Origin of the sequence: Halogeometricum sp. S1BR25-6 (assembly GCF_031624495.1) — an archaeon.
In the GTDB taxonomy this organism is placed as follows: Archaea; Halobacteriota; Halobacteria; order Halobacteriales; family Haloferacaceae; genus Halogeometricum; species Halogeometricum salsisoli.
The window spans coordinates 174,045-198,597 of record NZ_JAMQOP010000002.1 but is presented as its reverse complement, the minus strand read 5'-3'; the positions used below and the strand labels follow the sequence as shown (position 1 = coordinate 198,597).

Annotated in this window: 28 protein-coding genes; 17 read left to right on the top strand and 11 right to left on the bottom strand. The window is 69.0% G+C overall.

Annotated features, from left to right (window positions below; genetic code table 11):
• Positions 1–284 precede the first annotated feature (284 nt).
• From NDI76_RS10960 to NDI76_RS10940, 5 genes are all read left to right on the top strand, one after another.
• Positions 285–1,637, top strand: coding sequence for an RNase J family beta-CASP ribonuclease (locus NDI76_RS10960; RefSeq protein ID WP_310924116.1), 1,353 nt, complete (start codon positions 285–287; stop codon positions 1,635–1,637).
• Position 1,638: 1 nt separating this feature from the next.
• Positions 1,639–2,685: a geranylfarnesyl diphosphate synthase gene (idsA3, locus tag NDI76_RS10955; protein ID WP_310924115.1), complete on the top strand. Its 1,047-nt coding sequence runs from the start codon at positions 1,639–1,641 to the stop codon at positions 2,683–2,685.
• Between the two features lie 277 nt (positions 2,686–2,962).
• Entirely contained in the window at positions 2,963–4,678 is a 1,716-nt protein-coding gene (locus NDI76_RS10950; RefSeq protein WP_310924114.1) for a glutamate--tRNA ligase, read from the top strand.
• Positions 4,679–4,761: 83 nt separating this feature from the next.
• The gene (locus tag NDI76_RS10945) at positions 4,762–6,219 is read left to right on the top strand and encodes a CoA-acylating methylmalonate-semialdehyde dehydrogenase (protein WP_310924113.1); all 1,458 of its coding nucleotides are present in this window, start codon (positions 4,762–4,764) and stop codon (positions 6,217–6,219) included.
• A complete protein-coding gene (locus NDI76_RS10940; protein ID WP_310924945.1) occupies positions 6,216–6,866 on the top strand; it encodes a cyclase family protein in 651 nt (216 codons plus the stop codon). The genes NDI76_RS10945 and NDI76_RS10940 overlap by 4 nt, the downstream gene beginning before the upstream one ends.
• 7 nt (positions 6,867–6,873) lie before the next feature.
• On the opposite strand, the gene NDI76_RS10935 is transcribed toward NDI76_RS10940, so the two are convergent.
• The 3 genes from NDI76_RS10935 to NDI76_RS10925 form a co-directional block, all read right to left on the bottom strand.
• Positions 6,874–7,035: a hypothetical protein gene (locus tag NDI76_RS10935; protein ID WP_310924112.1), complete on the bottom strand. Its 162-nt coding sequence runs from the start codon at positions 7,033–7,035 to the stop codon at positions 6,874–6,876.
• An 83-nt stretch (positions 7,036–7,118) separates the two neighbouring features.
• The gene (locus NDI76_RS10930; protein ID WP_310924111.1) at positions 7,119–7,280 is read right to left on the bottom strand and encodes a hypothetical protein; all 162 of its coding nucleotides are present in this window, start codon (positions 7,278–7,280) and stop codon (positions 7,119–7,121) included.
• A 61-nt stretch (positions 7,281–7,341) separates the two neighbouring features.
• Positions 7,342–7,821: a DUF456 domain-containing protein gene (locus tag NDI76_RS10925; protein WP_310924110.1), complete on the bottom strand. Its 480-nt coding sequence runs from the start codon at positions 7,819–7,821 to the stop codon at positions 7,342–7,344.
• A gap of 89 nt (positions 7,822–7,910) precedes the next feature.
• Here NDI76_RS10925 and NDI76_RS10920 point away from each other — a divergent pair, with 89 nt between their 5' ends.
• From NDI76_RS10920 to NDI76_RS10895, 6 genes are all read left to right on the top strand, one after another.
• A complete protein-coding gene (locus tag NDI76_RS10920; protein ID WP_310924109.1) occupies positions 7,911–8,240 on the top strand; it encodes a 4Fe-4S dicluster domain-containing protein in 330 nt (109 codons plus the stop codon).
• Between the two features lie 75 nt (positions 8,241–8,315).
• A complete protein-coding gene (locus NDI76_RS10915) occupies positions 8,316–9,197 on the top strand; it encodes an electron transfer flavoprotein subunit beta/FixA family protein (RefSeq protein WP_310924108.1) in 882 nt (293 codons plus the stop codon).
• Positions 9,198–9,199: 2 nt separating this feature from the next.
• Complete coding sequence (locus NDI76_RS10910; RefSeq protein ID WP_310924107.1) at positions 9,200–10,978, top strand: electron transfer flavoprotein subunit alpha/FixB family protein; 1,779 nt, start codon at positions 9,200–9,202, stop codon at positions 10,976–10,978.
• Positions 10,975–12,642 carry an FAD-dependent monooxygenase gene (locus tag NDI76_RS10905; protein ID WP_310924106.1) on the top strand — a complete coding sequence of 556 codons (1,668 nt, stop codon included), beginning with the start codon at positions 10,975–10,977 and terminating at the stop codon, positions 12,640–12,642. Before NDI76_RS10910 ends, NDI76_RS10905 begins: the two co-directional genes overlap by 4 nt.
• Positions 12,639–13,055, top strand: coding sequence for a DUF8055 family protein (locus NDI76_RS10900; RefSeq protein WP_310924105.1), 417 nt, complete (start codon positions 12,639–12,641; stop codon positions 13,053–13,055). Before NDI76_RS10905 ends, NDI76_RS10900 begins: the two co-directional genes overlap by 4 nt.
• A gap of 139 nt (positions 13,056–13,194) precedes the next feature.
• Positions 13,195–13,932, top strand: a complete 738-nt coding sequence (locus tag NDI76_RS10895; protein WP_310924104.1) for a GNAT family N-acetyltransferase — start codon at positions 13,195–13,197, stop codon at positions 13,930–13,932.
• A gap of 13 nt (positions 13,933–13,945) precedes the next feature.
• Here the strand turns inward: NDI76_RS10895 and NDI76_RS10890 are convergent, their stop codons facing one another.
• Positions 13,946–14,110: a DUF8014 family protein gene (locus tag NDI76_RS10890; protein WP_310924103.1), complete on the bottom strand. Its 165-nt coding sequence runs from the start codon at positions 14,108–14,110 to the stop codon at positions 13,946–13,948.
• Positions 14,111–14,166: 56 nt separating this feature from the next.
• Positions 14,167–16,437 (bottom strand): tRNA(Met) cytidine acetyltransferase TmcA, encoded by a 2,271-nt coding sequence (tmcA, locus tag NDI76_RS10885; protein WP_310924102.1) that lies wholly within the window; start codon positions 16,435–16,437, stop codon positions 14,167–14,169.
• 263 nt (positions 16,438–16,700) lie between these two features.
• Between tmcA and rpl7ae the strand changes: the two genes are divergently transcribed.
• The 6 genes from rpl7ae (at position 16,701) to NDI76_RS10855 (ending at position 19,148) form a co-directional block, all read left to right on the top strand.
• A complete protein-coding gene (gene rpl7ae / locus NDI76_RS10880; RefSeq protein WP_310924101.1) occupies positions 16,701–17,063 on the top strand; it encodes a 50S ribosomal protein L7Ae in 363 nt (120 codons plus the stop codon).
• A gap of 6 nt (positions 17,064–17,069) precedes the next feature.
• Complete coding sequence (locus NDI76_RS10875; RefSeq protein WP_021052342.1) at positions 17,070–17,294, top strand: 30S ribosomal protein S28e; 225 nt, start codon at positions 17,070–17,072, stop codon at positions 17,292–17,294.
• A gap of 3 nt (positions 17,295–17,297) precedes the next feature.
• Positions 17,298–17,504: a 50S ribosomal protein L24e gene (locus NDI76_RS10870; RefSeq protein WP_310924098.1), complete on the top strand. Its 207-nt coding sequence runs from the start codon at positions 17,298–17,300 to the stop codon at positions 17,502–17,504.
• Entirely contained in the window at positions 17,501–17,980 is a 480-nt protein-coding gene (ndk, locus tag NDI76_RS10865; protein WP_310924097.1) for a nucleoside-diphosphate kinase, read from the top strand. The genes NDI76_RS10870 and ndk overlap by 4 nt, the downstream gene beginning before the upstream one ends.
• Positions 17,981–18,137: 157 nt before the next feature.
• On the top strand, positions 18,138–18,707 hold the full coding sequence (locus NDI76_RS10860; RefSeq protein WP_310924096.1) for a hypothetical protein: 570 nt from the start codon (positions 18,138–18,140) through the stop codon (positions 18,705–18,707).
• Positions 18,708–18,770: 63 nt separating this feature from the next.
• Positions 18,771–19,148 carry a YkvA family protein gene (locus NDI76_RS10855; protein WP_310924095.1) on the top strand — a complete coding sequence of 126 codons (378 nt, stop codon included), beginning with the start codon at positions 18,771–18,773 and terminating at the stop codon, positions 19,146–19,148.
• Positions 19,149–19,179: 31 nt separating this feature from the next.
• On the opposite strand, the gene NDI76_RS10850 is transcribed toward NDI76_RS10855, so the two are convergent.
• The 6 genes from NDI76_RS10850 to NDI76_RS10825 are packed head-to-tail and all read right to left on the bottom strand — an operon-like array spanning position 19,180 to position 24,546.
• Entirely contained in the window at positions 19,180–19,602 is a 423-nt protein-coding gene (locus NDI76_RS10850) for a dCTP deaminase/dUTPase family protein (protein WP_310924094.1), read from the bottom strand.
• 51 nt (positions 19,603–19,653) lie between these two features.
• Complete coding sequence (locus NDI76_RS10845) at positions 19,654–20,727, bottom strand: methionine synthase (RefSeq protein ID WP_310924093.1); 1,074 nt, start codon at positions 20,725–20,727, stop codon at positions 19,654–19,656.
• Positions 20,727–21,737 carry a 5-methyltetrahydropteroyltriglutamate--homocysteine methyltransferase gene (locus NDI76_RS10840; RefSeq protein ID WP_310924092.1) on the bottom strand — a complete coding sequence of 337 codons (1,011 nt, stop codon included), beginning with the start codon at positions 21,735–21,737 and terminating at the stop codon, positions 20,727–20,729. The genes NDI76_RS10845 and NDI76_RS10840 overlap by 1 nt, the downstream gene beginning before the upstream one ends.
• A 59-nt stretch (positions 21,738–21,796) precedes the next feature.
• On the bottom strand, positions 21,797–22,402 hold the full coding sequence (locus tag NDI76_RS10835; protein ID WP_310924091.1) for a HemK2/MTQ2 family protein methyltransferase: 606 nt from the start codon (positions 22,400–22,402) through the stop codon (positions 21,797–21,799).
• Positions 22,399–23,676 carry a mechanosensitive ion channel family protein gene (locus NDI76_RS10830; protein WP_310924090.1) on the bottom strand — a complete coding sequence of 426 codons (1,278 nt, stop codon included), beginning with the start codon at positions 23,674–23,676 and terminating at the stop codon, positions 22,399–22,401. Before NDI76_RS10830 ends, NDI76_RS10835 begins: the two co-directional genes overlap by 4 nt.
• Positions 23,677–24,546, bottom strand: coding sequence for a 16S ribosomal RNA methyltransferase A (locus NDI76_RS10825; protein WP_310924089.1), 870 nt, complete (start codon positions 24,544–24,546; stop codon positions 23,677–23,679). It lies immediately after the preceding gene.
• Positions 24,547–24,553 lie beyond the last annotated feature (7 nt).

The window sequence follows — 24,553 nt, the reverse complement described above, 5'->3', positions numbered from 1 at the left end:
TCGAAGGGTCGGCGCGGAGGCCGCCGAACGCGCGGGACGGAGGCGGCGTAACCCACGTAGTTTTTAATACCCCAGTGTGTAGCCCCACTCACTGCTACACCCGCGGGTAAGTGTGACGGCGTCCGAAGTCGTCACACGCGGGGCCGACGACCGACGTGCTGTAAGATGCCGGGGCCGTTCAGTCCCGTGACGCGGACGCGCCGACTCGCGGCGCGTCCGGGAATCGGCGGGGCGTTTGAGTGAGCACCTTCGCCACAGTTGTGGCTTTCAATGCTCGGAAAACCATGGAAATCGAAATCGCAACCATAGGCGGATACGAAGAAGTCGGTCGCCAGATGACGGCGGTACGCGCAGGCGACGACGTCGTCGTCTTCGACATGGGCCTGAATCTGAGTCAGGTCCTCATCCACGACAACGTGGAGACCGAAAAGATGCACAGCCTCGACCTGATCGACATGGGCGCCATCCCGGACGACCGGGTCATGTCCGAACTCGAGGGCGACGTGAAGGCCATCGTGCCGACGCACGGCCACCTCGACCACATCGGCGCCATCTCGAAACTCGCCCACCGCTACGACGCCCCCGTCGTGGCGTCCCCGTTCACCATCGAACTGGTGAAACAGCAGGTCGAGGGCGAGAACAAGTTCAACGTCAACAACGACCTGGTGAAGATGAGCGCCGGCGAGACGATGTCCATCGGGGACTCGGGCAACGTCGAGATGGAGTTCGTCCACGTCACACACTCCATCATTGACGCCATCAACCCCGTCCTCCACACTCCCGAGGGCGCCATCGTCTACGGCCTCGACAAGCGCATGGACCACTCGCCGGTCCTCGAAGACCCCATCGACATGGAGCGCTTCCGAGAGATCGGTCGCGAGGACAACGGCGTCCTCTGTTACATCGAGGACTGCACGAACGCCGGTCGGAAGGGACGCACCCCGTCCGAGTCCGTCGCGCGGCGCCACCTGCAGGACGTGATGACGTCCATCGAGGACTACGACGGCGGCATCGTGGCGACGACGTTCTCCTCGCACATCTCCCGCGTCTCCTCGCTCGTCGAGTTCGCCAAGGACATCGGCCGACAGCCCGTTCTCTTGGGCCGTTCGATGGAGAAGTACTCCGGCACCGCCGAGCGACTCGGCTTCGTCGACATCCCCGACGACGTGGGGATGTACGGCCACCGCAAGTCCGTCGACCGGACGTTCAAGCGCATCATGAAGGAGGGCAAGGAGAACTACCTCCCCATCGTCACGGGTCACCAGGGCGAACCGCGCGCGATGCTCACCCGCATGGGCCGCGGCGAGACGCCGTACGAACTCGACAACGGCGACAAGGTCATCTTCTCGGCGCGGGTCATCCCGGAGCCGACGAACGAGGGCCAGCGCTACCAGTCCGAGCGCCTCCTGAAGATGCAGGGCGCGCGCATCTACGACGAGATTCACGTGTCGGGCCACCTCCGCGAGGAGGGTCACTACCAGATGCTCGACGCGCTCCAGCCGCAGCACGTCATCCCGGCTCACCAGGACCTCAAGGGCTTCGCGCCGTACGTGGACCTCTGTGAGTCGCAGGGGTACGCGCTGGGGCGGGACCTCCACGTGACGCGGAACGGCAACATGATCCAACTGGTGGAGTGAGATGAACTCGGAAGCGACGGAGGAGCGGGTGCTCGAAGCCGTCCGGCAGCGGCGGCAACTCGTCAACGACGCGCTCGACGAGGACGTGCCGATGGCGGAGCCCGAACGGCTGTACGAGGCCACGCGGTACCTCCTACAGGCCGGCGGTAAGCGGCTCCGCCCGACGGTGACGCTTCTCACCGCCGAGGCGCTCGCCGACGTCGAACCGCTCTCGGAGGAGTACCGGTCGTTCCCGGGCGTCGACGGCACGACGGTCGACGTGATGGCCGCCGCCGTGAGCATCGAGGTCATCCAGTCGTTCACGCTCATCCACGACGACATCATGGACGACGACGACCTCCGTCGCGGCGTCCCCGCGGTGCACAAAGAGTACGACACCGAGACGGCCATCCTCGCCGGCGACACGCTGTACGCCAAGGCGTTCGAGTTGATGACCGACACCGGCGCGGACCCGGCCAACGGCCTCGAAGCCGTCCGACTGCTCGCCACCACCTGCACGAAGATCTGCGAGGGGCAAGCGCTGGACGTGGAGTTCGAGCGCCGGACGGAGGTCGTCCCCGAGGAGTACCTCGATATGGTCGAACTGAAGACGGCCGTGCTGTACGGCGCCGCCACCGCGACGGCCGCGGTGCTGATGGGCGCCGACGACGAGACGGTCGAGGCGCTCTACCGCTACGGCATCGACTCCGGGTGCGCCTTCCAGATTCAGGACGACGTGTTGGACCTCACGGTCCCCTCGGAGAAACTCGGCAAGCAGCGCGGGTCGGACCTCATCGAGGACAAAGAGACGCTCATCACCCTCCACGCGCGTCAGCAGGGCGTCGACGTGGACGGCCTCGTCGCCGCCGACACCGTCGACGGCGTCACCGAAGAGGAGATAGACGCCGCCGTCGCCGAACTGGAGGCGGCCGGCTCCATCGACTACGCCCGCGAGACCGCACAGGAACTCACGGACCGGGCGAAGCGCCACCTCGAAGTCCTCCCGGACAACGAGGCGCGGTCGCTGCTCGAAGACACCGCCGACTACCTCATCACCCGCGGCTACTGACGCCCCGGACGCGGCGCGGACGCCGCGCCGAGTTCTTCGACGTTCGTTCGACACTCCTAGTTTGGCTCTCACACCGCACGGGCGCGAAAGCGATATATGCTATCCGTGCCAAGAGTTAACGCACCCCTACCCGTGTGCCCGCGGCGCGGGCGCGGACCGCTCCGTCGTCGGGTCGCCGCCGGTCGACCGAGGCCGTCCGGCCGGAAGCGAGGCGACGACGGGGCGCGCGTGCCCCAATCCGGGCTTGTTTTTAGGCGGCGGGCGGAATCGGACGGTAATGGACGACGAGTTACGAGAGCGCGTGGAGCGAGAGGCGGAGAAGCACGCCCTCCTGAACGCGGTCAAGTACGACAGCGACGCCGACGTGGGGGCGGTCATGGGACCGCTGATGGGGGAGAATCCCGACTTTCGACCCCACGGCGACGAGATTCCGGGCGTCGTCGGCGGCGTCGTCGGCCGCGTGAACGACCTCCCGCCCGAGGAGAAGCGCGCCCGACTGGAGGAGTTGGCCCCCGAGGAACTCGCGGAGATGGAAGCCGAGGAGGAGGCCGACGACCGGACGCTGCCGGACCTGCCGAACGCGGACGACTACGACGAGGTCAGGATGCGCGCCGCGCCGAACCCGAACGGCCCGTGGCACATCGGCCACGCGCGGATGCCCGCCGTCATCGGGACCTACAAGGAGCTATACGACGGGTCGTTCGTCGTCCGTTTCGACGACACCGACCCCGAGACGAAGCGCCCCGACTTGGACGCCTACGACGCCATCTTGGAGGACATCGACTACCTCGGCTTCGAACCGGACGAGGTCATCCGGGCCTCCGACCGGATGGAGACGTACTACGACCACGCCCGCGAGGTCATCGAGATGGGCGGGGCGTACACCTGCTCCTGTTCGGGCGAGGCGTTCTCGGAGTTGAAGAACGCGGGCGAACCGTGTCCGCACCGCGACAAGGACGTCGAGACGACCCGCGAGGAGTTCGAGGCGATGGTCGACGGCGAGTACTCCTCCGGCGAGATGGTGCTCCGAATCAAGACGGACATCGAGCACAAGAACCCCGCCCTGCGCGACTGGGTGGCGTTCCGGATGATAGACACGCCGCACCCACGCGAGGAGGCCTCTGACTACCGCTGCTGGCCGATGCTTGATTTCCAGTCCGGCGTCGACGACCACCTCACGGGCGTCACGCACATCATCCGCGGCATCGACCTGCAGGATTCGGCCAAACGCCAGCGGTTCCTCTACGACTACTTCGACTGGGAGTACCCCGAAGTCGTCCACTGGGGGCACGTGCAGGTGGATGCCTACGACGTGAAGATGTCCACCTCCACCATCAAGGCGAAAATCGAGGCGGGCGAACTCGACGGCTGGGACGACCCCCGCGCGCCGACCATCAAGAGCCTCCGCCGCCGGGGGATTCGGGGGTCAGCCATCGTGGACGCGATGCTCGAACTCGGCACCTCCACCTCCGACGTCGACCTCTCGATGTCGGCCATCTACGCGAACAACCGCGACGTCGTCGACGACGAGGCGCCCCGCTACTTCCTCGTCCGGAACGGGGAGCGATTCGCCGTCGAGGGCGGCCCCGAGGCGGGCCACCCCGCGATTCACCCCGACCACGAGGACCGGGGGGACAGAACCGTCCCCGCCGCCGACGGCGTCGTCGTCGAATCCGCGGACGTGCCCGCCGAGGGTGAGCGGGTCTGGCTGAAAGGATTCGGCTGCGTCCGCCGCGAGGGCGACTCGCTCGTCCACACCGACGACACCATCGAAGTGGTCCGTTCCGGCGACGTCGACGTGATTCACTGGGCGCCCGCCGAGGACAACGTGTCCGTCCGGATGCGGACGATGGAGGGCGACGTGACGGGCGTGGCCGAACCCGACTTCGCCGACGCCGACGTCGACGAGGTGGTGCAGTTCGAGCGTATCGGGTTCGTCAGAGTGGACTCCCAAGGGGACGACGAGTCGGTCGTCTACTGGGCGCACGAGTAGCGAGGCGTCGGCGCGCCGCTCGTTCAGCGAGCGACAACTCTGCCTGCGACAGCTCTTTCACCCGCGACTCGTCACCACACGGCATGGACTCGGAGACGCGGACGGCGCGGAACTTCGTCGGCGGGGCGTGGACGGACCCCTCGCGCGACGGCGCGGACGTGGAGAACCCGGCGACCGGCGAGACGGTCGGTCGCGTGGGATTCAGCGACGAGACGGACGTGGGCGAGGCGGTGACCGCGGCCGCCGAGGCGTTCGCGTCGTGGCGGGAGACGCCCGTCGAGGAGCGCATCCAGCCGCTGTTTCGGTTGAAGTCGCTGCTGGAGGACGAACAGGAGGAACTCGCGGAACTCCTCGTCTGCGAGCACGGGAAGACGCTGGCGGAGGCGCGCGGGGAGATTCGGCGCGGCATCGAGAACGTGGAAGTCGCCTGCGGGGCGCCGACGGCGATGCAGGCGGGACACCTCTCGAACGCCGCCCCCGAAATCGACGAGACGGCGGTGCGGAGGCCCGTGGGCGTCTTCGCCGCGGTGACGCCGTTCAACTTCCCGGCGATGATTCCGCTGTGGTTCCTCCCGTACGCCGTCGCCACGGGCAACGCGTTCGTCCTGAAGCCGAGCGAACGCGACCCGCACACCCCGACCAGAATCGTCGAACTCGCGGCGGAGGCCGGGTTCCCGGACGGCGTCGTGAACCTCGTCCACGGCGACGCCGACGCCGTGAACGCGCTCTGTGAACATCCGGAGGTGGCGGGCGTCTCGTTCGTCGGCAGCACGCCCGTCGCGAGGCACGTCTACGAGACGGCGGCGGCGAACGGCAAGCGGGTGCAGGCGCAGGGCGGCGCGAAGAACCACGTCGTCGTCTCCGCGACGGCGGACCTCGAAACCGCCGTCGACGGGACCGTCGGGTCGGCGTTCGCCAACGCCGGCCAGCGGTGTCTCGCCAACCCCGTCGCCGTCGTCGAGGACGCCGTCTACGACGAGTTCGCGGCCCGACTCGTCGAGCGGGTCGAGTCGATGGTCGTCGGCGACGGACTGGACGAAGAGACGGAGATGGGACCGCTCGTCTCCGCCGCCCACCGCGACAGCGTCGCCGGGTACGTCGAGACGGGCGTCGAGGAGGGGGCCGAACTCCTCGTGGACGGTCGGACGGCCGAGACGCCCGACGAGGGGCACTTTCTCGGGCCGACGGTGTTCGGCGACGCGCCGCGGGACTCGGCGCTCGTCGGCGAGGAGATATTCGGGCCGATACTCGCCCTCGTCCGCGTGCCCGACTTCGGGGCGGCCGTCGACGTGGTGAACGACTCGCGGTACGGCAACGCGGCCAGTCTGTTCACCGCCTCCGGCGCGGAGGCCGAGCGGTTCCGCCACGAAGCCGAACCCGGCAACCTCGGCGTCAACGTCGGCACCGCCGCGCCGATGGCGTTCTTCCACTTCGGCGGCGCGAAGGAGTCGTTCTTCGGCGACTTGCACGCGCAGGGAGACGACGCGGTGCGGTTCTACACCGACGAGACGGTGTACATCGAGCGGTGGCCGGACGCGTGACCCGCCTCGTCGACCTCACGCGGCGCGTCGAGTCGGGGATGCCGACGTACCCCGGCGACCCCGCCGTCGACGTGACGCCGCACGCGACGCACGGGGCGGACGGTTACCGCGTCTCGCGCCTCGAACTCGGCACGCACGCGGGAACGCACGTCGACGCCCCCTCGCACACCGAGGCGGACGGGAGGACGCTCGACTCGTTCGACGTCGACCGCTTCCGATTCGACGCGCGCGTCGTCGACTGCCGCGACGTCGGCGCGAACGGGGAGATACCCCCGGACGCGGTGCCCGCGAGCGACGACGACGAGGAGGAGCGAGGCGACGGAGGCGGGACGGAAGCGATGCTCGTCTTCCGCACCGGGTGGGCCGACGAGTGGGGCACCGACCGGATGACCGACCACCCCTACCTCGCGCCGGAGACGGCCGAGCGGTGCGCCGAGGCGGGATACCACGTCGGCACCGACGCGTTGAGTCCCGACCCGACGGGCGCGGAGTCGGTTCCCGCGCACCGCGCGCTCCTCGGGTCGGAAAGGCTGATAGTCGAAAACTTGCGGAACCTCGACGCGGTGCCCGAACGCTTCGAGTTGCTGGCGCTTCCCCTCCGCGTCGACGCCGACGGCGCGCCGGTCCGGGCCGTCGCGTGGGTGTGAGGACTCGCTACTCGCCGGGGAATACCGGGAGAAAGACCGCGACTCCCGGAACGAGACCGACGAGGGCGAACAGCGTCGAGAGCGCGGGGAACTCGCCGGAGACGCTCGCCCATATCGCGACGGCGACGAGCAGGACGGCCAAGAGGAGGTAGTCGGTTCTGTCTGACACGAGCGCCCGTTCCGCGCACTGTCTCTTAACTGACACGGGCCCCACCTCCGAGGCGACGTCCCCCTCTCGTCGCGCGGGCGCGACTACCCGAAGTCCGAGACGAGGGCGGCCGAGAGGAACACCGGCAGCATCGCGGCGACGCCGAACGCCGTCGAGACGCCCGCGAACCGGTAGGCCGTCGTCACCCACTCCGCGAGGACGAACAGGAGCACGGTAGACAGCAGCGAGTCGGTTCGAGGCGACACGGAGGTGCGTATCTGACCCGTCGTGTAAACGCTGTCGGACTCGACTCGACTCCCCGCCCTCTCAGAACAGCACCGCGAGGACGAGGACGACCAACATGGCGCCCGTGAGGAGCACCTGCATCACCGTCGAGGCGAGGACGCCCGCGGTGGCGTAGAGGGCGACGCGCGCGCTCTGTTCGGGGTCGTTGTTGCGGACGAACTCGACGACGAACACCGTCGCGGCGATGCCGAGCAGGAAGCCCACCGGCCCCGTGACGACGAGGAGGACGAGGCCGACGACGACGGCGGCGGCGGTTGTGAGCGAGGAGGCGCCGCCCGCCCGCGCCGCGATGGCGCCGCCGAAGTAGTCGATTATCACCGTAAAGAGGCCGACGGCGGTGAGCGTCACCAACACCGGGAGCGACGGGTCGGCGTACCCCGTCGACCACCAGTAGAGGTAGGCCCCGACCAAGGAGAGCAACCCGCCCGGGAGGAGGGGAACGACGACGCCGACGACGCCGAGAGCGGCGAGTGCGATGGCGAGAAGCGCGATGGCGTCCATACCGGCCGTTCGTCCGGTCGACGGAAATAGGCGGTGCCCGTTCCGACCGTCGACGTAGATTTATGCGCGTCGCCGCGCGACGTTAGGCTATGCCGATAGACCCGAACTTCGAGACGAACCGCGAAGCAGTGGACGAAGAGGACGGCGTGACGGTGTGGGGACCGGTGGACCCTCCGGAGAAACTCGGAATTCACGGCACGCACGTCGCCGTGGACTTCGACATCTGCATCGGCGACGGGGCGTGCCTCGAAGACTGCCCGGTGGACGTGTTCTCGTGGGTCGACACGCCCGACCACCCCGAGTCGGAGGTGAAAGTCGAACCCGCGCGCGAGGACCAGTGCATCGACTGCATGCTCTGCGTCGACGTCTGTCCCGTCGACGCAATCGACGTCGACCCGGGTCGCGCGGGCCGCGTGTGAGCGCCGCACGCTCATTTGTTCAAGAATAATTGTTAAGGAATCGGTGGCCCATCGTCACCTAGTGGTGAGTCAACGATGCACACACTCGTGTTGACGAAGGGCGTTCCCGACTTCCGGGAGGGGAAGGTGTCGTTCGACGAGGACGGGCACCTCGAACGCGGCAAGACGCCGACGGTGATGAATCCGAACGACGCGTACGCGCTGAACGCTGCGTTGCAGACGCGGGTCAGGCACGGCGGGCGCGTCTCGGTGATGAGCATGGGTCCGCCGGGGTACAAGGAGGTGCTCCGAGAGGCGATGGCGACCACGTACGCCGACGACCTCTACTTGGTATCCGACCGCGAGATGGCCGCCGCCGACACGTGGGCGACGGCCATCACGCTCAGCGCCGCCATCGAGAAGATGGGCGTCCCCGACCTCGTGTTCGCGGGGTTCAAGACGGCCGACGGGGAGACGGGCCACACCGGCCCGCAGACGTGCTGGTGTCTCGATATGCCCATCGTGACCCACGTCACCGGCCTCGACGTCGACGAGGAGGCGGGACGACTCCGCGCGCGGCGACTCGTGGAGGGCGACCTCTCGGAGACGGAGACGGTGGAGACGGACCTCCCGGCGTTCGTCGTCGTCGACCCGGAGTTCGAGCCGTCCTATCGGACCGCGGGACACCGCCTGACGCTGAAGGACCTGCGCGAGACGGCGCGCGAACGCGCCCCGGACTACGAGGACGCGCTGACGGTGTGGGACCACGCCGACATCAACGTCGACCCCGACTACATCGGCCTCGACGGGTCGCCCACCATCGTCTCCTCCGTGGACCCGATTCCGAAACCGCCGGCGGAGCGGGAGGCGACGATGGTCGACCCGGGCGACCCGGAGGGAATGCGCGCCGTCCTCGACGCGATGCGTCCGCTCGCGGGCGACGGTTCCGACGACGCCGCGGCCGCGGGGGGTGACTGACCGTGACGCTCGACCCCGGCGAGTACGACATCTCCGAACTCGGACCTAAAATAAAAGACGTCGAGGACGTCGACGAACTCCGCGAGATTCTGGAGGCCGAGAAGTCCGGCGAGAATCGCGCGGGCGCAATCGCCCTCGTCGAGAGCCGCATCGAGAAGTTCTCCGAGGACGACGAGGCGGACGTCGAGGGAATCGACCTCTCGGCGATGTCCGCCGCCGAAGTCGGCAACGCCCTCCAACGCGTCGACGACCCGGACGAACTCGAACGCCTCCTGCAGGAGGAGTCCGAAGGGGAGGACCGCGGCGCGGTGAAGCGCCTCGTCCAGCGCCGACTCGACGCCGTGCAGGGGAGCGAAGAGAGCGAGGGCGAGGAGTCGGCGGTGGACGACCGGCCGCCCGAAGAGCGACACCCGGACCTCTCGCACCCGACGCGCGACAAGCGGCACGTCCGGTCGCTCCGGGACGGCCGCTACCGCGACATGTGGGTGTACTGCGAGACGCAGGCGGGCGAACTCGCCTCCGTGTCGCGGGAGATGCTCGGGAAGGCGCGCGAGTTGATGGACGGCTACAACGACCGCTACGCGGGCGGCGGAGACGGAGGCGACGGAGACGGCGAGGACGGCGGCGAGGAACGCGTCGTCGCGGTTCTCGTCGGCGACGACGTGCGCGGGCACGCCGACGACTGCATCGCCCTCGGTGCGGACGTCGTCGTCGTCCACGAGGACGAACGCCTCGAACGCTTCCAGCACAACCCGTACACCGAAATCGTCGCCGACATGGCCCGCGCCGGGGCGGAACACGTAGAGGGCGAAGTCGCCGGCGGCCGCGAGGAGGCCTGGCGCGACTACGACAAGCCCCGCTACTTCCTCTTCCCGGCGACGAACAACGGGCGGGACCTCTCGGCGCTGGTGCAGGCCGAACTCGACTCCGGCCTCGCCAGCGACTGCTCGGGGCTCTACATCGAGGAGGAGGTCATCTCGAACCCGGTGAAGACCGGCGCCGCAGGCACGAAGCGGACGTTCGAGCGCGTCCTGCACATGAAGCGCCCGGACTTCTCCGGCTTCGAGTACTCGACCATCCTCTGTCTGGACAACCCGCGACGGGAGTTCCACCCGCAGGGGGCTTCGGTCATCCCCGGCAGTTTCGACGTCCCGGACCCGGACCCCGAACGGGCGGGCGTCGTCGTCGACCACGAACTCGAACTCGACGAGGCGTGGTTCCGCGTGGCCGTCACCGACCACGAGCGGTTGGACGAGGGCGTCGACCTGTCCGGGCACGACGTCGTCGTCGCCGTCGGACGCGGCATCGGCGACGACCCGACCCGCGGGATAGAACTGGCGCTGGACCTCGCGGAGGCGTTCGAGGACGCCGCCGTCGGCGTCTCCCGCGGCATCGTCACCGGGTCGTACGCCTTCGAGCCCCACGTCGAACAGTACGCCCGCGAGGAGCGACAGATCGGCGAGACGGGACAGGTCGTCGCGCCGGACCTGTACGTCGCCGCGGGCATCTCCGGGGCGGTCCAGCACAAGGTCGGCATGGACGAGTCCGAAACCGTCGTCGCGGTGAACACCGACCCCGAGGCCCGAATCCGCGACTTCTCGGACTTCTTCGTCGAGGGCGACCTGTTCGAGGTGCTCCCGACGCTGACCGAGGCGGTCCGCAGGGGAACGTTCGCGTTCGGCGCCGCGGCGGAGGACGCGGCGGCGACGGACGGGGGCGAGGTGCGGCGGCCGAGCGAGCGTCCCGGGACCGACGCGCCGACGGGAGGTGAGGGCGAATGACCGAGCACGAACGCTACGAGGCGGTGGTCGTCGGCGCCGGTCCCGGCGGGGCCGCGGCGGCGGCGACCTTAGCCAGATACGGCGTCGAGACGCTCGTCTTAGAACGCGGCGTCGAGGCCGGATCGAAGAACGTCTCGGGCGGTCTCATCTACGCCGAATCGTCCGCGCCGGTGACGATAGACGACCTGTTCCCGGACTTCCGCGCGGAGGCCGCGGAGCGTCCGGTGACGCGCTACTACCTCCACAACGTCGCGGGCGACCGGGTGGAGACGTTCGACTTGGGACCGCTCCACGAGCACGACACCGAGTGGGCCGACGCCGTCCTCCGGCGGAAGATGGACTCGTGGCTGGCGGACCGCGTCCACGAGGTGACGCGCGAGACGGGCGGCGGCCTGCTGACGGGCGTCCGTGCGAACGGCCTGCTCCGCGACGAAAGGGGGGAGGTCATCGGCGTGACGACGGACGAACTCGACCCCATCGAGGCGGACGTGATAATCGCCGCCGACGGCGTCAACTCGGAGTTGGCGCGCGACGCCGGTCTGATGGACTGGGCGGACCCCGGCGAGTGGTTCCAAGGGGTGAAAGCGGTCGTCGACATGCCGGCCGAGACGGTGAACGACCGGTTCGCCCTCGACGAGGACGAGGGCGCGGCGCATCTGTTCTCGGGCGACCTGTTCTCGGACGTGCGCGGCGGCGGCTTCCTCTACACGAACGAGGATTCGCTCTCCATCGGGACGGTGTTCCACCTCGACAGCCTCGTCGCCGAGCAGGCGGAACCACACGAACTGCTCGACGCGCTGTTGACGCACCCGCTCCTCGCGCAGTGGCTCGGAGACGACTACCGGGAGCGGGAGTACGCCGCGAAACTCGTCCCCGACTCGAAAAAGGTGGCGCTGCGCGAACCTCACGCCGGGCGACTGCTCGTCGTCGGCGACGCCGCCGGGCAGATGCAGGCGCAGGGTCCCATCATCAAGGGGATGAACCACGCCGTCACCGCGGGGGCGCTGGCCGGCGAGGCGTTCGCGCAGGCGCGGGGTCGCGGGCGGCCCGAGGACGCCGGTCGGCTGTACGCCGAGAAACTCCGAGACGAGGGCGTGATGGACAAACTCAGACCGCGGGGGTACGACCTCGTGCGGACCGTCGCGGAGCGGGACGACGTGACCGACGCCGTCGACTCGCTTCTCACCTCCCGCCTCGGCCGCCTCGGTATCCGCGCGTTGGGCGGCGGCCTCGAAGGGCTGTACGGCTCTCCCCGACTCTCCGCCATCGTGCCGGACACCCGAACGCCGTACGTGACGCTCCCGACGGTCATCGCCGAGGAACTGGGGACGCGCGTCGCGGACGAGAGCGGCGTCGAACCGCCGAGCCTGGAGGAGCGCATCGGCGAACTGACGTACGACACCGACGTGGGCAACCCCCACATCACGCTGCGCGACGACTCCTACGCGGCCAGCGGCGCCGCCGTCGCCGCCTGTCCCGTCAGCGCGGAGGACTTCGGCGGCGGCTGTTACCGCGAGGAGGTCGTCCGGACCAACGGGAGCGAGGAGCGCGTCGTGAGTCTCGACACGCAGCCCTGCGTGGAGTGCGGGACGTGCGCCGTCGTCGCCGACACCGAGTGGCGGCACCCGCGCGGCGGCAAGGGGGTGGCGTTCGACCAGGGATGACGGACGAACGCGCGGACGGCGGGAGCGCGGGGTCGGGGGCCGCAGAGCGGTCGGCCTCCCACGAGGAGATTCGAGCGCTGGCCGCGGCGGCCCGCGCCGAGCGCCGGCGGTTCGAGCCGCCGGCGGACGGCGAGGCGGCGGAGCGAGCGCTGTCGTACGTCCGCGAGGGCGTCGCGCCCGTGACCGGCGTCTACCTCGAAGCGCACACCGGCGGGCGGAACGTCCGCTTCTCGGCGGCGGAACTCCGGTCGCTCCACCGCGCGCTGAACGACTGGCTGGCGCTGTACGCGCGGTGTTACGGGGTCCGCGTCGACCCCGACGCGACGGTCCGGACGGCGGCGGAGATTCTGCTCCAGACGCACGACGCCCGCGAGGTGGCGCGACTGCTCACCGACGCGCCGCCGCGTCGGTGACCGACCGAGGACGCCGGAGCAGACGAGAGCGACGCCGCGCCGTCGGAACCGCGTTCGGTCCCGGACGGTGCTGTTCGGAACTCGAACGTTCAAATAATAATTAAAAAACATTAACTTTCGGTGCGTGGTAGATGATGGCATGGACGTGACGAAATCGCTGACGTTCGACCACGCGGACCGCAAAGACATCTACGACTACATCGAGAGTCACGGCATCGTCCGCGAGAGCGACGTTCGCCGCACGCTCAACTTCGAACCGGGCGCCCTCGGCGCGCACCTGAGCGTCCTGCGACGGGAGGGGTACATCCGAAAGGTCGACGACAAGGTACAGGTGGCCTACGAGAAGGACGACGCGGAGGTGTTCGAGACGGACGACGGCGAGGGGTTCACCATCCGGACGGCCCAGCAGGTGGACTTGGAGGCCCTCGTCGAGGCGATTCGGGAAGTAGCCGAGGAGGGGACGTACATCGAGGCGGAGACGGTGGGTGAGATGATAGACCACGAGGAGGTCGTCCTCCGGCACAACGACGCGCGCTCGCGGATGGTGTTCGTCGCCACCGTCGACGACGAACTCGCCGGCTGGTGCCACCTCGACCTGCCGGAGACCGCGAAGCTTCGCCACACGGCCGTCCTCACCGTCGGTCTCCGACCGAAGTTCCGCGGGCGCGGGATGGGCAGTCGCCTCCTCGAACGCGGCGTCGACTGGGCGCGCGAACGCGGGTTCGAGAAACTGTACAACTCCGTCCCGGCGACGAACGAGGACGCCATCGCCTTCCTGGAGGCCCACGGCTGGGAGACCGAGGCCGTCCGCGGGGACCACTACAAAATCGGTGACGACTACGTCGACGAGATGATGATGGCGGTCCGCATCCGCTGAGTCCCCCCCCCTCTCACCGCCAGTCGTCGTCGGCCCCCTCTAGGGGTTCGGCGACGACGCCGTCTTCTTGGACCAACGCCCGCGCGTGCCCCGTGCAGACGTCCCTGTCCTCGCCCCACGGCACGTAGACGCGGACGGTCGCCGGGTCCGAACAGCCGTCTTCGGCGCACTGCGTCATAGTCGAGAGAGGTCGGCGAGCGACTTCGAGGTGTCGCCGTCTCCCGCGTTCGCCGTCTACTCCTCGAATCGCCGCCGCTCCGAAACGACCGCGTCCACGTCCGCGCCGTACTGTTCGACGACCGCGGCGTAGGCGTCGCCGAGGGACTTCATCGCGTTCCGCGGCGAGTGGTAGCCGAGTTCGTCGGCGACGGCGGGCCACGGGTGGCCCTGCAGCACTTTTCTCACCAGCAATCGCTCCTCTCTCCCGGTACAGGCCGCGTCGTCGTCGTTCAGGGCGCGGAGGGCGAGTCGCCGGAAGGCGTCGGGCGCGGTGGTGTACATCCCCGGCCCGAACGACGCACCGACGACGACGCGCCACTCGCGGTCCGACAGGTCGACGGGCGGGACGGCGCCGCAGGCCCGCACCGCCGCCCGGACCACGTCCGGGTCGGCATCGCGCAGGGGGTCCGCGAGGACGCCCGAGAGGCGGCCGAGGAACCACTCGGCGTGCCTGTCGCGCAGGTCCGTTCCGGCGTCGGTGAGAGGGTCGAGCATCAGCGCGGAGTACTCCCCGCTGGTGTCGTTTCGGGTCGTCGAGAGGTGGACCGTCCCGTAGCCGTTCCCGCGCCAAAAGGAGAGGAGTTCCGGCGTCGCGCCGTAACCGACGCCGAGGTAATCGACTTTCTCGTCGCTCGTCGACTTCTCCGCGCGAACCTCGGCGAGCAGTTTCGAACCCAGTCCAGTGGACCGGGCGGCGTGGTGCGTGGCGATGCGGACGACGCGGTAGCCGACGGGGACGGCCGCCTCCTCGTCCCGCAGTTGGCTGGTGAACACGTCCGGGAGCATGTTGCCCCGCACCCGCGCGCCCTCGTACATCGACCGGCGCGTCTCGGCGTCGAGGCCGCCCTCGCGGGCGAGGAGGGCGACGCTGACGACGTGGCCCTCGTGCGTCAGCGCCCGCACGGAGAGGTTCGGCGCGTCCAGCAGGCGGGCTAAGTCGTCCGGTTCCGTCCGGTAGTGCGCGAGGACGAGGAGGCCGAACACCTCGTGCAGGAGGTGGTCGTCGCCGGCCAACTCGTCCTTCGAGAGCGCGCGGTACTCGGTCGATTCGGGCGTCGCGTCGGCGACGAGGGGGTCGACGGCGGGCCGGGCGTCCAACAGGAGGGCGCGGAACGACCACGACTCGACGGGGTCGCCGCGGGCGTAGCGGATGGGGTCGTCCATCCGCACGTCCGTCGCCGACAGGTCGCTCTCGGACAACCGGTCGCGGAAGCGCACGGAGAACCCCCGACCCGCGCCCTCGTAGCCGTGAACGGTGGTGAAAAAGCCGACCGACGGCGCGTCGAGGAAGGAGGAGAGCAGGCGGACCGGGAGCGCCGCCGCCTCGTCGACGAGGACGACGTCCGGGTCGTCGGGGAGCGTCGCCGCTGTCGGCGGGTCCGCGAAGCGCACCCGGCCGCCGTCGACGGCGCGGACGACGTGGGCCTCCTCGTCGTGCGCGTCGAGCGAACCTATCTCCGAGAGAAGCGCCGCGGACCGAACGAACGCCTCGCGGGCGTTGCCGTAGCCGGGAGCGGTCACCAGTACGTCCCGTCCCGCGGCGGCGAGACTCCCGGCGGCGAGGCCGGCGGCGCTGGATTTTCCTCTCCCTCTGTCGGCCTCGACGACGACCGCTTCGCCGGGGGTCCTGAGCCGTTCGAGCGCCGAGAGGGCGCGCGACTGGTCGGCCGTCAGGCAGGCCTCGTAGGCGGCGCGGGGGAAGCGGCGGTCCCGCGGCGGGGCGGGTCGGCGGTCGGCGCCGTCCCCCACAGTCGTTCCGCCGACCGACCCGCCGTCGGAGCCGTCGCGTTCGACCGTCTTCGATTCGAGGTCCGCCACCGCGACGCCGGGATGCGTCCGGAGCGTCTCGACGAGTCGGGCGCGGAAGCGCCCGCCCACGTCGGTTCGGGAGAACGGCGGAACAGCCAGGGAGTCCTCGAAGGAGCCGTCCCGTTCGAACCACTCGTCGAAGGGGGGAGTCAGGAGGACGAACAGGCCGCCGCCGTCGACGACGCCCGCGAGGCGGCCGACGACGTTCGGCGAGAACTCCTCGTGGGCGTCGCAGACGACGACAGTTCTGGTGGTTCCCAAGAGCGTCCCGGCGCGCTTCGGGCGGACGCGCTCGAAGCGGAAGCCCTCGCGGGCGGTGACGAACGTCACCTCGTCGTCGGGCGCGTCGGCGCCCGCTACCGCGTCGAAGGCGGCGTCGAGGCCGGCGTCGCGGGGGCCGGCGAGGACGAGGAGTCGGCGCTGGTTCGTCCGCCGCGCCGCCGTCCGGAGGGTACGGGCGAGAGCCGCGATATCCATGTCCGCCGTTTCCGGAGGCGTCGTAAGGAGTGTTCCGCTCGCGTCCGACGCTCGTCCGAACGTCCGCGAACGTCCGATAACGGCCGTGCGGACGGGTGACACGCCAGGGGAGCATTGAAAGCGTTTTTATGGGGTCCTGAGCTAACTGACTGTACGGCCTGCCCGGGGTTGATGAACGCTCTTCGCCGAGAGGGAACGACCGCGACCAGCAGTGGTCCGCCGGCGAGGATGTCGAGCCCGCGAGCAGGAATTAGGTGAACAACATGGCAGTATACGTAGAATTCGACGTCCCAGCCGACCTCGCAGAAGACGCCCTCGAGGCGCTCGAGGTCGCACGAGATACGGGTACAGTGAAGAAAGGTACGAACGAGACGACCAAGTCCGTCGAGCGCGGCAACGCCGAACTCGTCCTCGTCGCCGAGGACGTCTCGCCCGAAGAGATCGTGATGCACCTCCCCGAACTCGCCGAGGAGAAGGGCATCCCGTACATCTTCATCGAGACGCAGGACGAAGTCGGTCACGCGGCCGGTCTCGAAGTCGGCTCCGCCGCCGCCGCCATCGTCGACGCCGGCGAGGCGCAGGAGCAGGTCGAAGACATCGCCGCGAAGGTCGAGGAACTTCAGTAATCGACCATGAGCGCAGAAGAGACCGCCAGCGACTCGACGTCCGCCGAAGTCATCGAGATCGTTGGCAAGACCGGGATGCACGGCGAGGCCATGCAGGTCAAGTGCCGCATCCGCGAGGGCTCGAACCAGGGCCGCATCATCACGCGGAACGTGCTGGGCCCCGTCCGCGAGGGCGACGTCCTCCAGTTGCGCGAAACCCAGCGCGACGCGGACTCCATCGGAGGTCAGTAACCAATGGTAGAGACGCGAACCTGCGACTACACGGGTGAACAGATCGAGCCCGGAACGGGCACGATGTACGTCCAGAACGACGGCACCATCCTCCACTTCAAGGACTCGAAGGCCGAGAAGAACTACTTCCTCGGCCGCGAGGCGCGCGACCTGGAGTGGACCGCCGAAGGGCAGGCCGCGAGCGGTCCCGCCGGAGGCGACGAGCAGTGAGCCACCACGACGAGCGCACGTTCGTGATGGTCAAGCCCGACGGCGTCCAGCGCGGACTCGTGGGCGACATCGTCTCCCGCTTCGAGGAGCGCGGCCTGAAACTGGTCGCCGGCAAGTTCATGCAGATCGACCGCGACCTCGCCGAGGAGCACTACGGCGAGCACGAGGACAAGCCGTTCTTCGACGACCTCGTCGGGTTCATCACGTCCGGCCCCGTCTTCGCGATGGTCTGGCAGGGCGCCGACGCGACCCGACAGGTCCGTTCGATGGTCGGTGAGACCGACCCCGCCGAGTCCGCCCCCGGCACCATTCGCGGCGACTACGGACTCGACCTCGGCCGCAACGTCATCCACGCCTCGGACCACGAGGACGAGGGCTCCAACGAGCGAGAGATAGACCTCTTCTTCGACGACGACGAACTCGTCGACTACGACCGCGTCGACGAGACGTGGCTGTACGAAGAAGAGGACCACTGAGACCGACGTAACCGGTCGACGCGAGGAGCGCCCGCGCTCCGCCTGCGACCCGCCGACGGCCGCCGACCGCACTTTCGATTTTCTCACACCCGTCAGTGACGCCGACGGTCCGTCCGCCGCGAGCAATCGCTATATCGTCGATGCGCCAACTACGCGCATGGACCTCACCATCCTCCCGTGGCTCCTCGGCGCGTTCTTCCTCGCGGCCGCCGTCTTCGGCGTCGGCCTCCTCGCCGTGACGGCGTGGACCACGATGCGCGTCGCCGAGCATCTGTCCGCCGTCATCGCTCCCGTCCGGACCGGCGCCCCGGCGTCGATACGCGACGTGGAGGCGCACCTCGGTGCGCTCGCGGCCTCGCCGCACGTCGACTCGGGCGTCGTCCGCGCCGTCGTCCCCGAGTCGCGCCGCGGGCGCGGGCGCCTGCACCGTCGCCTCCGACGGACGCCGGGCGTCCGCTTCGACGTGGCGCTGCCGTTGGCGGACCGCGAGGCGACGCTACCCGTCTGGACGCCGGTACCGGCGCGGCTGACCGGACGGACCGAATTCGAGCGGGTCGCCGCCGCCTGCGGCGTCGCTCCGGAGCGAGTCTCCGACGCCGTTGGCGAGGAGGTGGCGGTGCGCCGCGTCGGGGACGGGTGGGCGGTCGGCCCGGCGGCGACGGGAGCGACGGCGGTGACGGACGTCGACGCCGGCCGCGCGCGACTCCCCGACGCGGACCGGTTCTGACGCCGTCGCTTTCGGTCGGCGCCGCCGAAGCGCTCTCGTCCCCGGGCGGACTATCCGACGACGATGTTCGACGCGTGGCGCGAACGCGCCGAGAAACTGGAGCGGGAGGTGTACGCTCTCGCCCTCGCCGCGCGGGACGACCGGACGCCGGCGCGCGCGAAGGCAATCGTCGTCCTCATCGTCGCCTACGCCCTGAGTCCGGTCGACCCAATTCCCGACTTCCTGCCCGTCGTCGGCTACCTCGACGAGTTGCTCGTCCTGCCGCTAGGCGTCGCGGCGGCGCTTCGATTGACGCCGAACGAGGTGGTGCGCGAGTGTCGCGCGCGCGCCGACGAGGACGTCGACGCCGGCCGGGCGAGGTGGGTGGTCGCCGCCGTCGCCCTCATGACGTGGCTGGGCGGCGGCGCCCTCCTCTTGCGAGTGTTCGTCGGGTGGCCGTGACGCTCCCCGGAACGCGGTGCGGATGCGGCGGCTACGGCGGTTCGAGCAGCGTCGAGACGCGCGCGTTCTCCTTCAGCCTGAGGCCGCCGGTCGGCACCGACAGCGGAACCGTCCCCAGCGAGTCGGTGAACAGCGTCGGGTGCGAACCGCCGCGTTCGCGCAGTTCGGTCCGCGGTTGGAGGACCAGCGAGTCCCCGCCGGTCAGCGTCTCGTTGTACGAGAGGAGGTACGTCCCCGCCTCCAGATTCCACCAGCCGTAGTCGTCGTCGAGGTCGCGCTTCTCCGTCTCGACCGGAGACGACTCGGCGGCGGTCAGTTCGCCGCCGCCGAAGTCGATACGGCCGGGTTCCTCCACGACCGAGATCTCCGCGACCGTGAGGTCGACGCCGCGCTCTGCGACCTGCGTGTCGGCGTGGACGATGCCGTCGAGTCGGTCGGCGACCGAGTGGCTCATGAAAAGTGGTGGTGCGCAATCGCCGAAAAAGGTGCGGGCGAGAGAAAGCGTTCAGTCCGCGCGTGGCGTCGGCGCGGTGACGTCTATCTCGCCGGCGTCGAGTTCGGCCTCGACTTCGCGGGCGGCTTTCACCATGTTCTCCATCTTCCGATATGCGACTTCGCGGGGGAGGAGTTTCACGCCGCAGTCCGGCGAGACGGTGAGTCGCTCCGGCGGGACGACTTTGAGTCCTTCGAGGATGTTCTCCTTTATCTCCTCGACGGACTCGACTTCGGCGGTGTGGACGTCGACGACGCCGAGGGCGAGGTCCGGTTCGAACTCGGGGTCGGTGAACACGTCTATCTGCTCGTAGCCGCCGTTGCAGAGTTCCACGTCGAACTCGTCGATGGGGAACTCGTTTATCTCGGGGTAGATGCGCGAGTAGTCCCCGTAGCAGACGTGCAGACCGATGCGGACGTCCTCGGGGATGCCGTCGACGATGCGTTCGAGACACTCCCCGACGATGGCGTGGTCGTCCGGCGTCGTGGCGAGGGCGGGTTCGTCTATCTGGACGTACTTCGCGCCCGCCTCGACCAACTTCTCGACCTCCTGATTGACGAGGTCCGCGAGGTCGTACGCGAGGTCCGCCTCCGTGTCGTAGGCCTCGTTGAACGACCAACGGGCGAGCGTGTACGGTCCCGTGATGGGAACTTTGACGGGCTTTTCGGCGACGTCCGAGGTGAACTCGAACTCGTCCACTAACCAGGGTTCGTCGTACTCGACCTCGCTCGCGACGGAGGGCTTGTCGAAGTAGTTGTGCCCCCACACCTTCACGGGGCCGTTGAACTCGTAGCCGGGGATGCGGTGGGCGAAGTACTCGACCATCTCCTCGCGGCGCATCTCGCCGTCGACGACGGTGTCGAGGCCGGCGTTCTCGTGTTCGTGCGTGATGACGCGCGAGGCGTCGTCGTACGCCTCTTCGAGGTCATCGGCGTCGAACTTCGAATCCTCGTCCGCCGCGAGTTCCTTCGAGCGGTTGAGCCACTTCGGCTTGGGGTAGCTTCCGACGACGGTGGTGAGCAGGAAGTGGTCGGTCTCCAGTCCGTTCGGGCGGAACTGCTCGCGGTTCTCGGCGTTCCGGGACATTACGCCTCCACCTCCGATTCGAGGTCGGCGGCCGCAGCCAACGCTTCGAGTTTCTCCTTGTGTTTGTTCACGGGCAGGTAGAACGGTTCGGTGTTAGTCGTCACGTAGGCGGTGTCGAACTCGGAGGCCTGAATCTGGCCGTTCACCCAGTCGACGCGTTCGCGGACGGTCTCGGGGTCTTCGACCAGCGTGTTCTGACCGTCGGCGAGGCCGAGGGCCACGTCGTCCTTCGCGCCGTACTCGTTGAGGTTGTACAGCGTCTCCTCGCGGCCGCCGGCGACGAAGTCGAAGCCGATGGCCTCGACGTCGGCGTCCATCAGGTGCGCGTACGTCTTCTCGTCGATGGCGCCCCAGTAGGTGTGGACGACCACGTCGGCGTCCGTCGCGCCCGCGACGGCGTCGATGGCCTCGGGGACGAGTTCGGCGATGTCGTCGTCGCCGGGCGCGTCCGTCACCAAGGAGGGGTCGAGGAGGAACAGCGTCTCGTGTTCGGGGAACGCCTCCACCTCGCCGGCGAGGAAGTCGCCGACGGCCGAGAGGAACTCGGCGTCGTCGCCGTAGTGCTCGTCGCTGGCGAGTTCGGCCAGCGAGTACGGACCGGGGAGGACGGCCTGCAGGGGCGTCTCGCCCGCGAGGTCCGCGGCGGCTTCCAGTTCCGCGGCGACGTCGCCGGAGAAGTCGAGTTCGCCGACGACGCGGGGGTCCCGATAGAAGTTGTTGTTGTCGTAGTACCGGACGATACCGCCCGTCTCGACGTTGTCGTGGACGGTCAGCGGGTGCGCGAGCATGTCGTCCCAGCGGAGTTGCCCTTCGACCACTCGGTCGAGGCCCGCGTCGAGTTGGTCCGAGACGACTTCCTCGCGCGCCTCCTCGTAGACGCCGACGATGGCGTCCGACTCGTCGCCGGAGATGAGGTCGTCCTTCTGGTGCCCTTTGAGGTCTGAGAGGTCCGACTTCGCCCAGTCCGGGAGGGGAAAGAGCCCGGGCGAGGTCGCTACCAGTTCGGTCATCAGCCACGGCTACGAAATGCCGACGCTTAATATTTGCTGATGCGTTCTATTACCTATGGTTATTTTAGTTCGAGCACCGACAACACCTCGAACGGGTAGGACTCCTGCACCACCGTCTCGTGGGCGAATCCCCGCGACTCGACGCGGGCGACGACTTCGTCGTACCCGGTGAGCGAACTGACGAGGAGCAGGACGCGCCCGCCGTCGGCGAGGACGCGGCCCACGCTATCGACGAACGGGTCGAGGAACTTTCGACCGGTCTCACCGCCCGAGAGCGCCTGCTCCATCCAGTCGTCCCACTCGTTGTCGGGGTCCGTGGGTAAGTAGGGGGGGTTGAACGCCACCGTGTCGAACGCGTCGTCGGCGAAGGGGTCCACGAGGTTCGCGCGCACCGCCTCGATTCCGAGGTGTCCCTCGGCCGCCGCCCGTCGGCCGCGTTCGCGGGCGCTCTCGCAGGCGTGGGGGTTGACGTCGCTGGCGACCACTTCCGTCACGTCCGCCTCGCGGGCGGCCCGTTCGGCGACCCACCCCGAACCGGTGCCGACTTCGAGAAACCGACCCCTCGCGCGGTCGACGACGGCCTCCGCGAGGAGCGCGGAGTCCTCGGCGGGTTGATAGACGTTCGTCTCCATGCCGCGACGCTCGGCCAAGTCGCGTCCCGTCACGACTCCTCACCGTCCGGGGAATCGCCGCCCTCGCCGTCGGGCGTCTCCGCCTCTTCCTTCCCTTCGCTCTCTGCGCTCTCCTCGCCGTCCCCGCCGTCGGTCGTCGCCGCCGGCGAGTCCGGTGCCGGACTCGGGTCCCGCGGGGCGGCCGCTCGCTCGCCGCCTGAGACGACGAACCCGTTCTCCTCCTCTCGGCCCATGAGTTCGCGTTGCGGGTAGGGTATCTTGATACCCTCCGATTCGAAGGCCTCCTTGATGGCGGAGATGACCGCCGTCTGCGTCCGCCACTTGCGGCGCGCGCTGGGGCGGTCGATCCAGACGCGGACGCCGAGCACGACGGCCGAGTCGGCGAACCGCTTCAGCACCACCTGCGGCGTGGGGACGCCCAGCGGTTCGTCCAACTGCTCGACGGCTTCGAGCGCCACGTCCGACGCCCGCTTCGGGTCCGCGTCGTAGTCGGCGCCCACATCCACCTCGATGCGGAGCCGTCCCTTCCGACTGCGGTTGACGAGGCTCTCCGAGGAGACCACGTCGTTCGGCACCATCACGTACTCGCCGTCGAACGTCTGGATGCGCGTGTTGACGATGGTGATGTCGGTGACGATGCCCTCGTGGTCCCCCACTTCGACCCAGTCGCCGATTTCGAACGGACGGGAGAACATCAGGACGAACCCGGCCAAGAGCGCGCCGAGCGTCTGTCTGGCGGCCATCCCGACGACGATGCCGAGGAACCCGGCGCCGACGAGGATGCCCCCGAGGTCGACGTTCCAGAGGGCGAGCACCATGGCGACGCCGACGACGTAGAGGAACACCTGCGCGAGGCGATAGGCTATCTCGCGTTGGTGCTGGCTCACCGCCGGCCGGGCCTCCGTCACCTCGTCGACGAGGCGGCGGACGAGACTCGTCATCGTGTACGCGCCGACGAGGATGAGAATCGAGAGTCCGAGATTGACGAACGAGCGGTAGCCGAAGCTGTACCCCTCGAACACCTCCGCGACCTGCGTCGCCTGTCCCCAGACGCCGACGATGACGGCGGCGCCCCCGACGGTCACGGACATCGTCGTCAGCGTCACGGCCAGACTCCACAGCGCCGCCGGGACGTGCTCGGGGTCGGAGTCGTGGACCCGGTCCCCGCGCGCCAGAAGCGCCGTCACGAGGAAGATGATGACGCCGGTGACCGCCACCCGCCCCGCGAACGACGGCACGAGCGAGGCGAGTTCGTCCAGCGGGGAGGCGCCGTTCTGCAGGGGAACGAGGAGGGACGCGGGGGTCATCTATCGACCGTGTTCGTCGGCGAGCGCCGCCAGCGCGGCGAACTCGCTCGGGGACATCTTCCCCGCGCGCTTCCGGAGCGTCTCCTCGTCGGCCGCCTCGACGACGGCCTCGGGGTTCGACAGCCCGGAGATGTGCGCCGTGTTGCGGATGCCGTTGCGGATGGTCTTTCGTCGCTGGGTGAACAGCGCCTTCACGAAGTCGAGGAAGAACGCCTCGTCGTCGACCTCGTAATCGGGGTCGCGCGGGGTCACGCGAACGACGACGCTGTCGACGGCCGGCGCGGGCGAGAACGCACCCTTCGGGACGGTTTCGACCACCTCGACGTCGCCGTAGTGCTGGGCGCTCACCGACAGGCGGCCGTACTCGCTCGTCCCCGACTCGGCGGCCATCCGCTCGCCGAACTCCTTCTGGAACATCAAGACGAGGGGGACGCCGCGGGGCAGGAGTCTGAACGTTATCGCAGAAGAGATGCCGTAGGGGAGATTCGAGACGCAGGCGGTGAACTCGGGGAGGTCGACGTCCAGCGCGTCGCCTTCGAGCACGGTCAGCCGGCCCGATTCGACCTCGTCGGCGAACTCCTCGCGGAGGAAGGCGGCGAGGCGCGTATCGCGTTCGACCACCGTGACGCGCTCTGCGACGCCCAGCAGGCGGTCGGTCAGCGCGCCCGTCCCGCCGCCCACTTCGAGCACGTGCGAGGTGTCGGCGTCCGGTGGCAGGTACTCGGGGATTCGGTCCAGAACGCGGTCGTCGACGAGAAAGTGCTGGTCCTGGTCGGGGTCGCCGCGCAGGCCCGCGCGTTCGATCAGTCGGTCCGGGTCGCGCGAGGGGCGCGCCGCGGCCTCCGGCGTATCCGGCTGCGGCTCGGTCATCGGCCGA

What these genes read in the sequence shown, in the direction of transcription:
- NDI76_RS10950 (WP_310924114.1), top strand. Translation starts at nt 2,963, where the DNA reads ATGGACGACGAGTTACGAGAGCGCGTGGAGCGAGAGGCGGAGAAGCAC.
- NDI76_RS10825 (WP_310924089.1), bottom strand. Translation starts at nt 24,546, where the DNA reads ATGACCGAGCCGCAGCCGGATACGCCGGAGGCCGCGGCGCGCCCCTCG.
- NDI76_RS10915 (WP_310924108.1), top strand. Translation starts at nt 8,316, where the DNA reads ATGCACACACTCGTGTTGACGAAGGGCGTTCCCGACTTCCGGGAGGGG.
- NDI76_RS10890 (WP_310924103.1), bottom strand. Translation starts at nt 14,110, where the DNA reads ATGACGCAGTGCGCCGAAGACGGCTGTTCGGACCCGGCGACCGTCCGC.
- NDI76_RS10875 (WP_021052342.1), top strand. Translation starts at nt 17,070, where the DNA reads ATGAGCGCAGAAGAGACCGCCAGCGACTCGACGTCCGCCGAAGTCATC.
- NDI76_RS10960 (WP_310924116.1), top strand. Translation starts at nt 285, where the DNA reads ATGGAAATCGAAATCGCAACCATAGGCGGATACGAAGAAGTCGGTCGC.
- NDI76_RS10850 (WP_310924094.1), bottom strand. Translation starts at nt 19,602, where the DNA reads ATGAGCCACTCGGTCGCCGACCGACTCGACGGCATCGTCCACGCCGAC.
- NDI76_RS10905 (WP_310924106.1), top strand. Translation starts at nt 10,975, where the DNA reads ATGACCGAGCACGAACGCTACGAGGCGGTGGTCGTCGGCGCCGGTCCC.
- NDI76_RS10845 (WP_310924093.1), bottom strand. Translation starts at nt 20,727, where the DNA reads ATGTCCCGGAACGCCGAGAACCGCGAGCAGTTCCGCCCGAACGGACTG.
- NDI76_RS10925 (WP_310924110.1), bottom strand. Translation starts at nt 7,821, where the DNA reads ATGGACGCCATCGCGCTTCTCGCCATCGCACTCGCCGCTCTCGGCGTC.
- NDI76_RS10895 (WP_310924104.1), top strand. Translation starts at nt 13,195, where the DNA reads ATGGACGTGACGAAATCGCTGACGTTCGACCACGCGGACCGCAAAGAC.
- NDI76_RS10855 (WP_310924095.1), top strand. Translation starts at nt 18,771, where the DNA reads ATGTTCGACGCGTGGCGCGAACGCGCCGAGAAACTGGAGCGGGAGGTG.
- NDI76_RS10920 (WP_310924109.1), top strand. Translation starts at nt 7,911, where the DNA reads ATGCCGATAGACCCGAACTTCGAGACGAACCGCGAAGCAGTGGACGAA.
- NDI76_RS10900 (WP_310924105.1), top strand. Translation starts at nt 12,639, where the DNA reads ATGACGGACGAACGCGCGGACGGCGGGAGCGCGGGGTCGGGGGCCGCA.
- tmcA (WP_310924102.1), bottom strand. Translation starts at nt 16,437, where the DNA reads ATGGATATCGCGGCTCTCGCCCGTACCCTCCGGACGGCGGCGCGGCGG.
- NDI76_RS10870 (WP_310924098.1), top strand. Translation starts at nt 17,298, where the DNA reads ATGGTAGAGACGCGAACCTGCGACTACACGGGTGAACAGATCGAGCCC.
- rpl7ae (WP_310924101.1), top strand. Translation starts at nt 16,701, where the DNA reads ATGGCAGTATACGTAGAATTCGACGTCCCAGCCGACCTCGCAGAAGAC.
- NDI76_RS10830 (WP_310924090.1), bottom strand. Translation starts at nt 23,676, where the DNA reads ATGACCCCCGCGTCCCTCCTCGTTCCCCTGCAGAACGGCGCCTCCCCG.
- idsA3 (WP_310924115.1), top strand. Translation starts at nt 1,639, where the DNA reads ATGAACTCGGAAGCGACGGAGGAGCGGGTGCTCGAAGCCGTCCGGCAG.
- NDI76_RS10860 (WP_310924096.1), top strand. Translation starts at nt 18,138, where the DNA reads ATGGACCTCACCATCCTCCCGTGGCTCCTCGGCGCGTTCTTCCTCGCG.
- NDI76_RS10840 (WP_310924092.1), bottom strand. Translation starts at nt 21,737, where the DNA reads ATGACCGAACTGGTAGCGACCTCGCCCGGGCTCTTTCCCCTCCCGGAC.
- NDI76_RS10945 (WP_310924113.1), top strand. Translation starts at nt 4,762, where the DNA reads ATGGACTCGGAGACGCGGACGGCGCGGAACTTCGTCGGCGGGGCGTGG.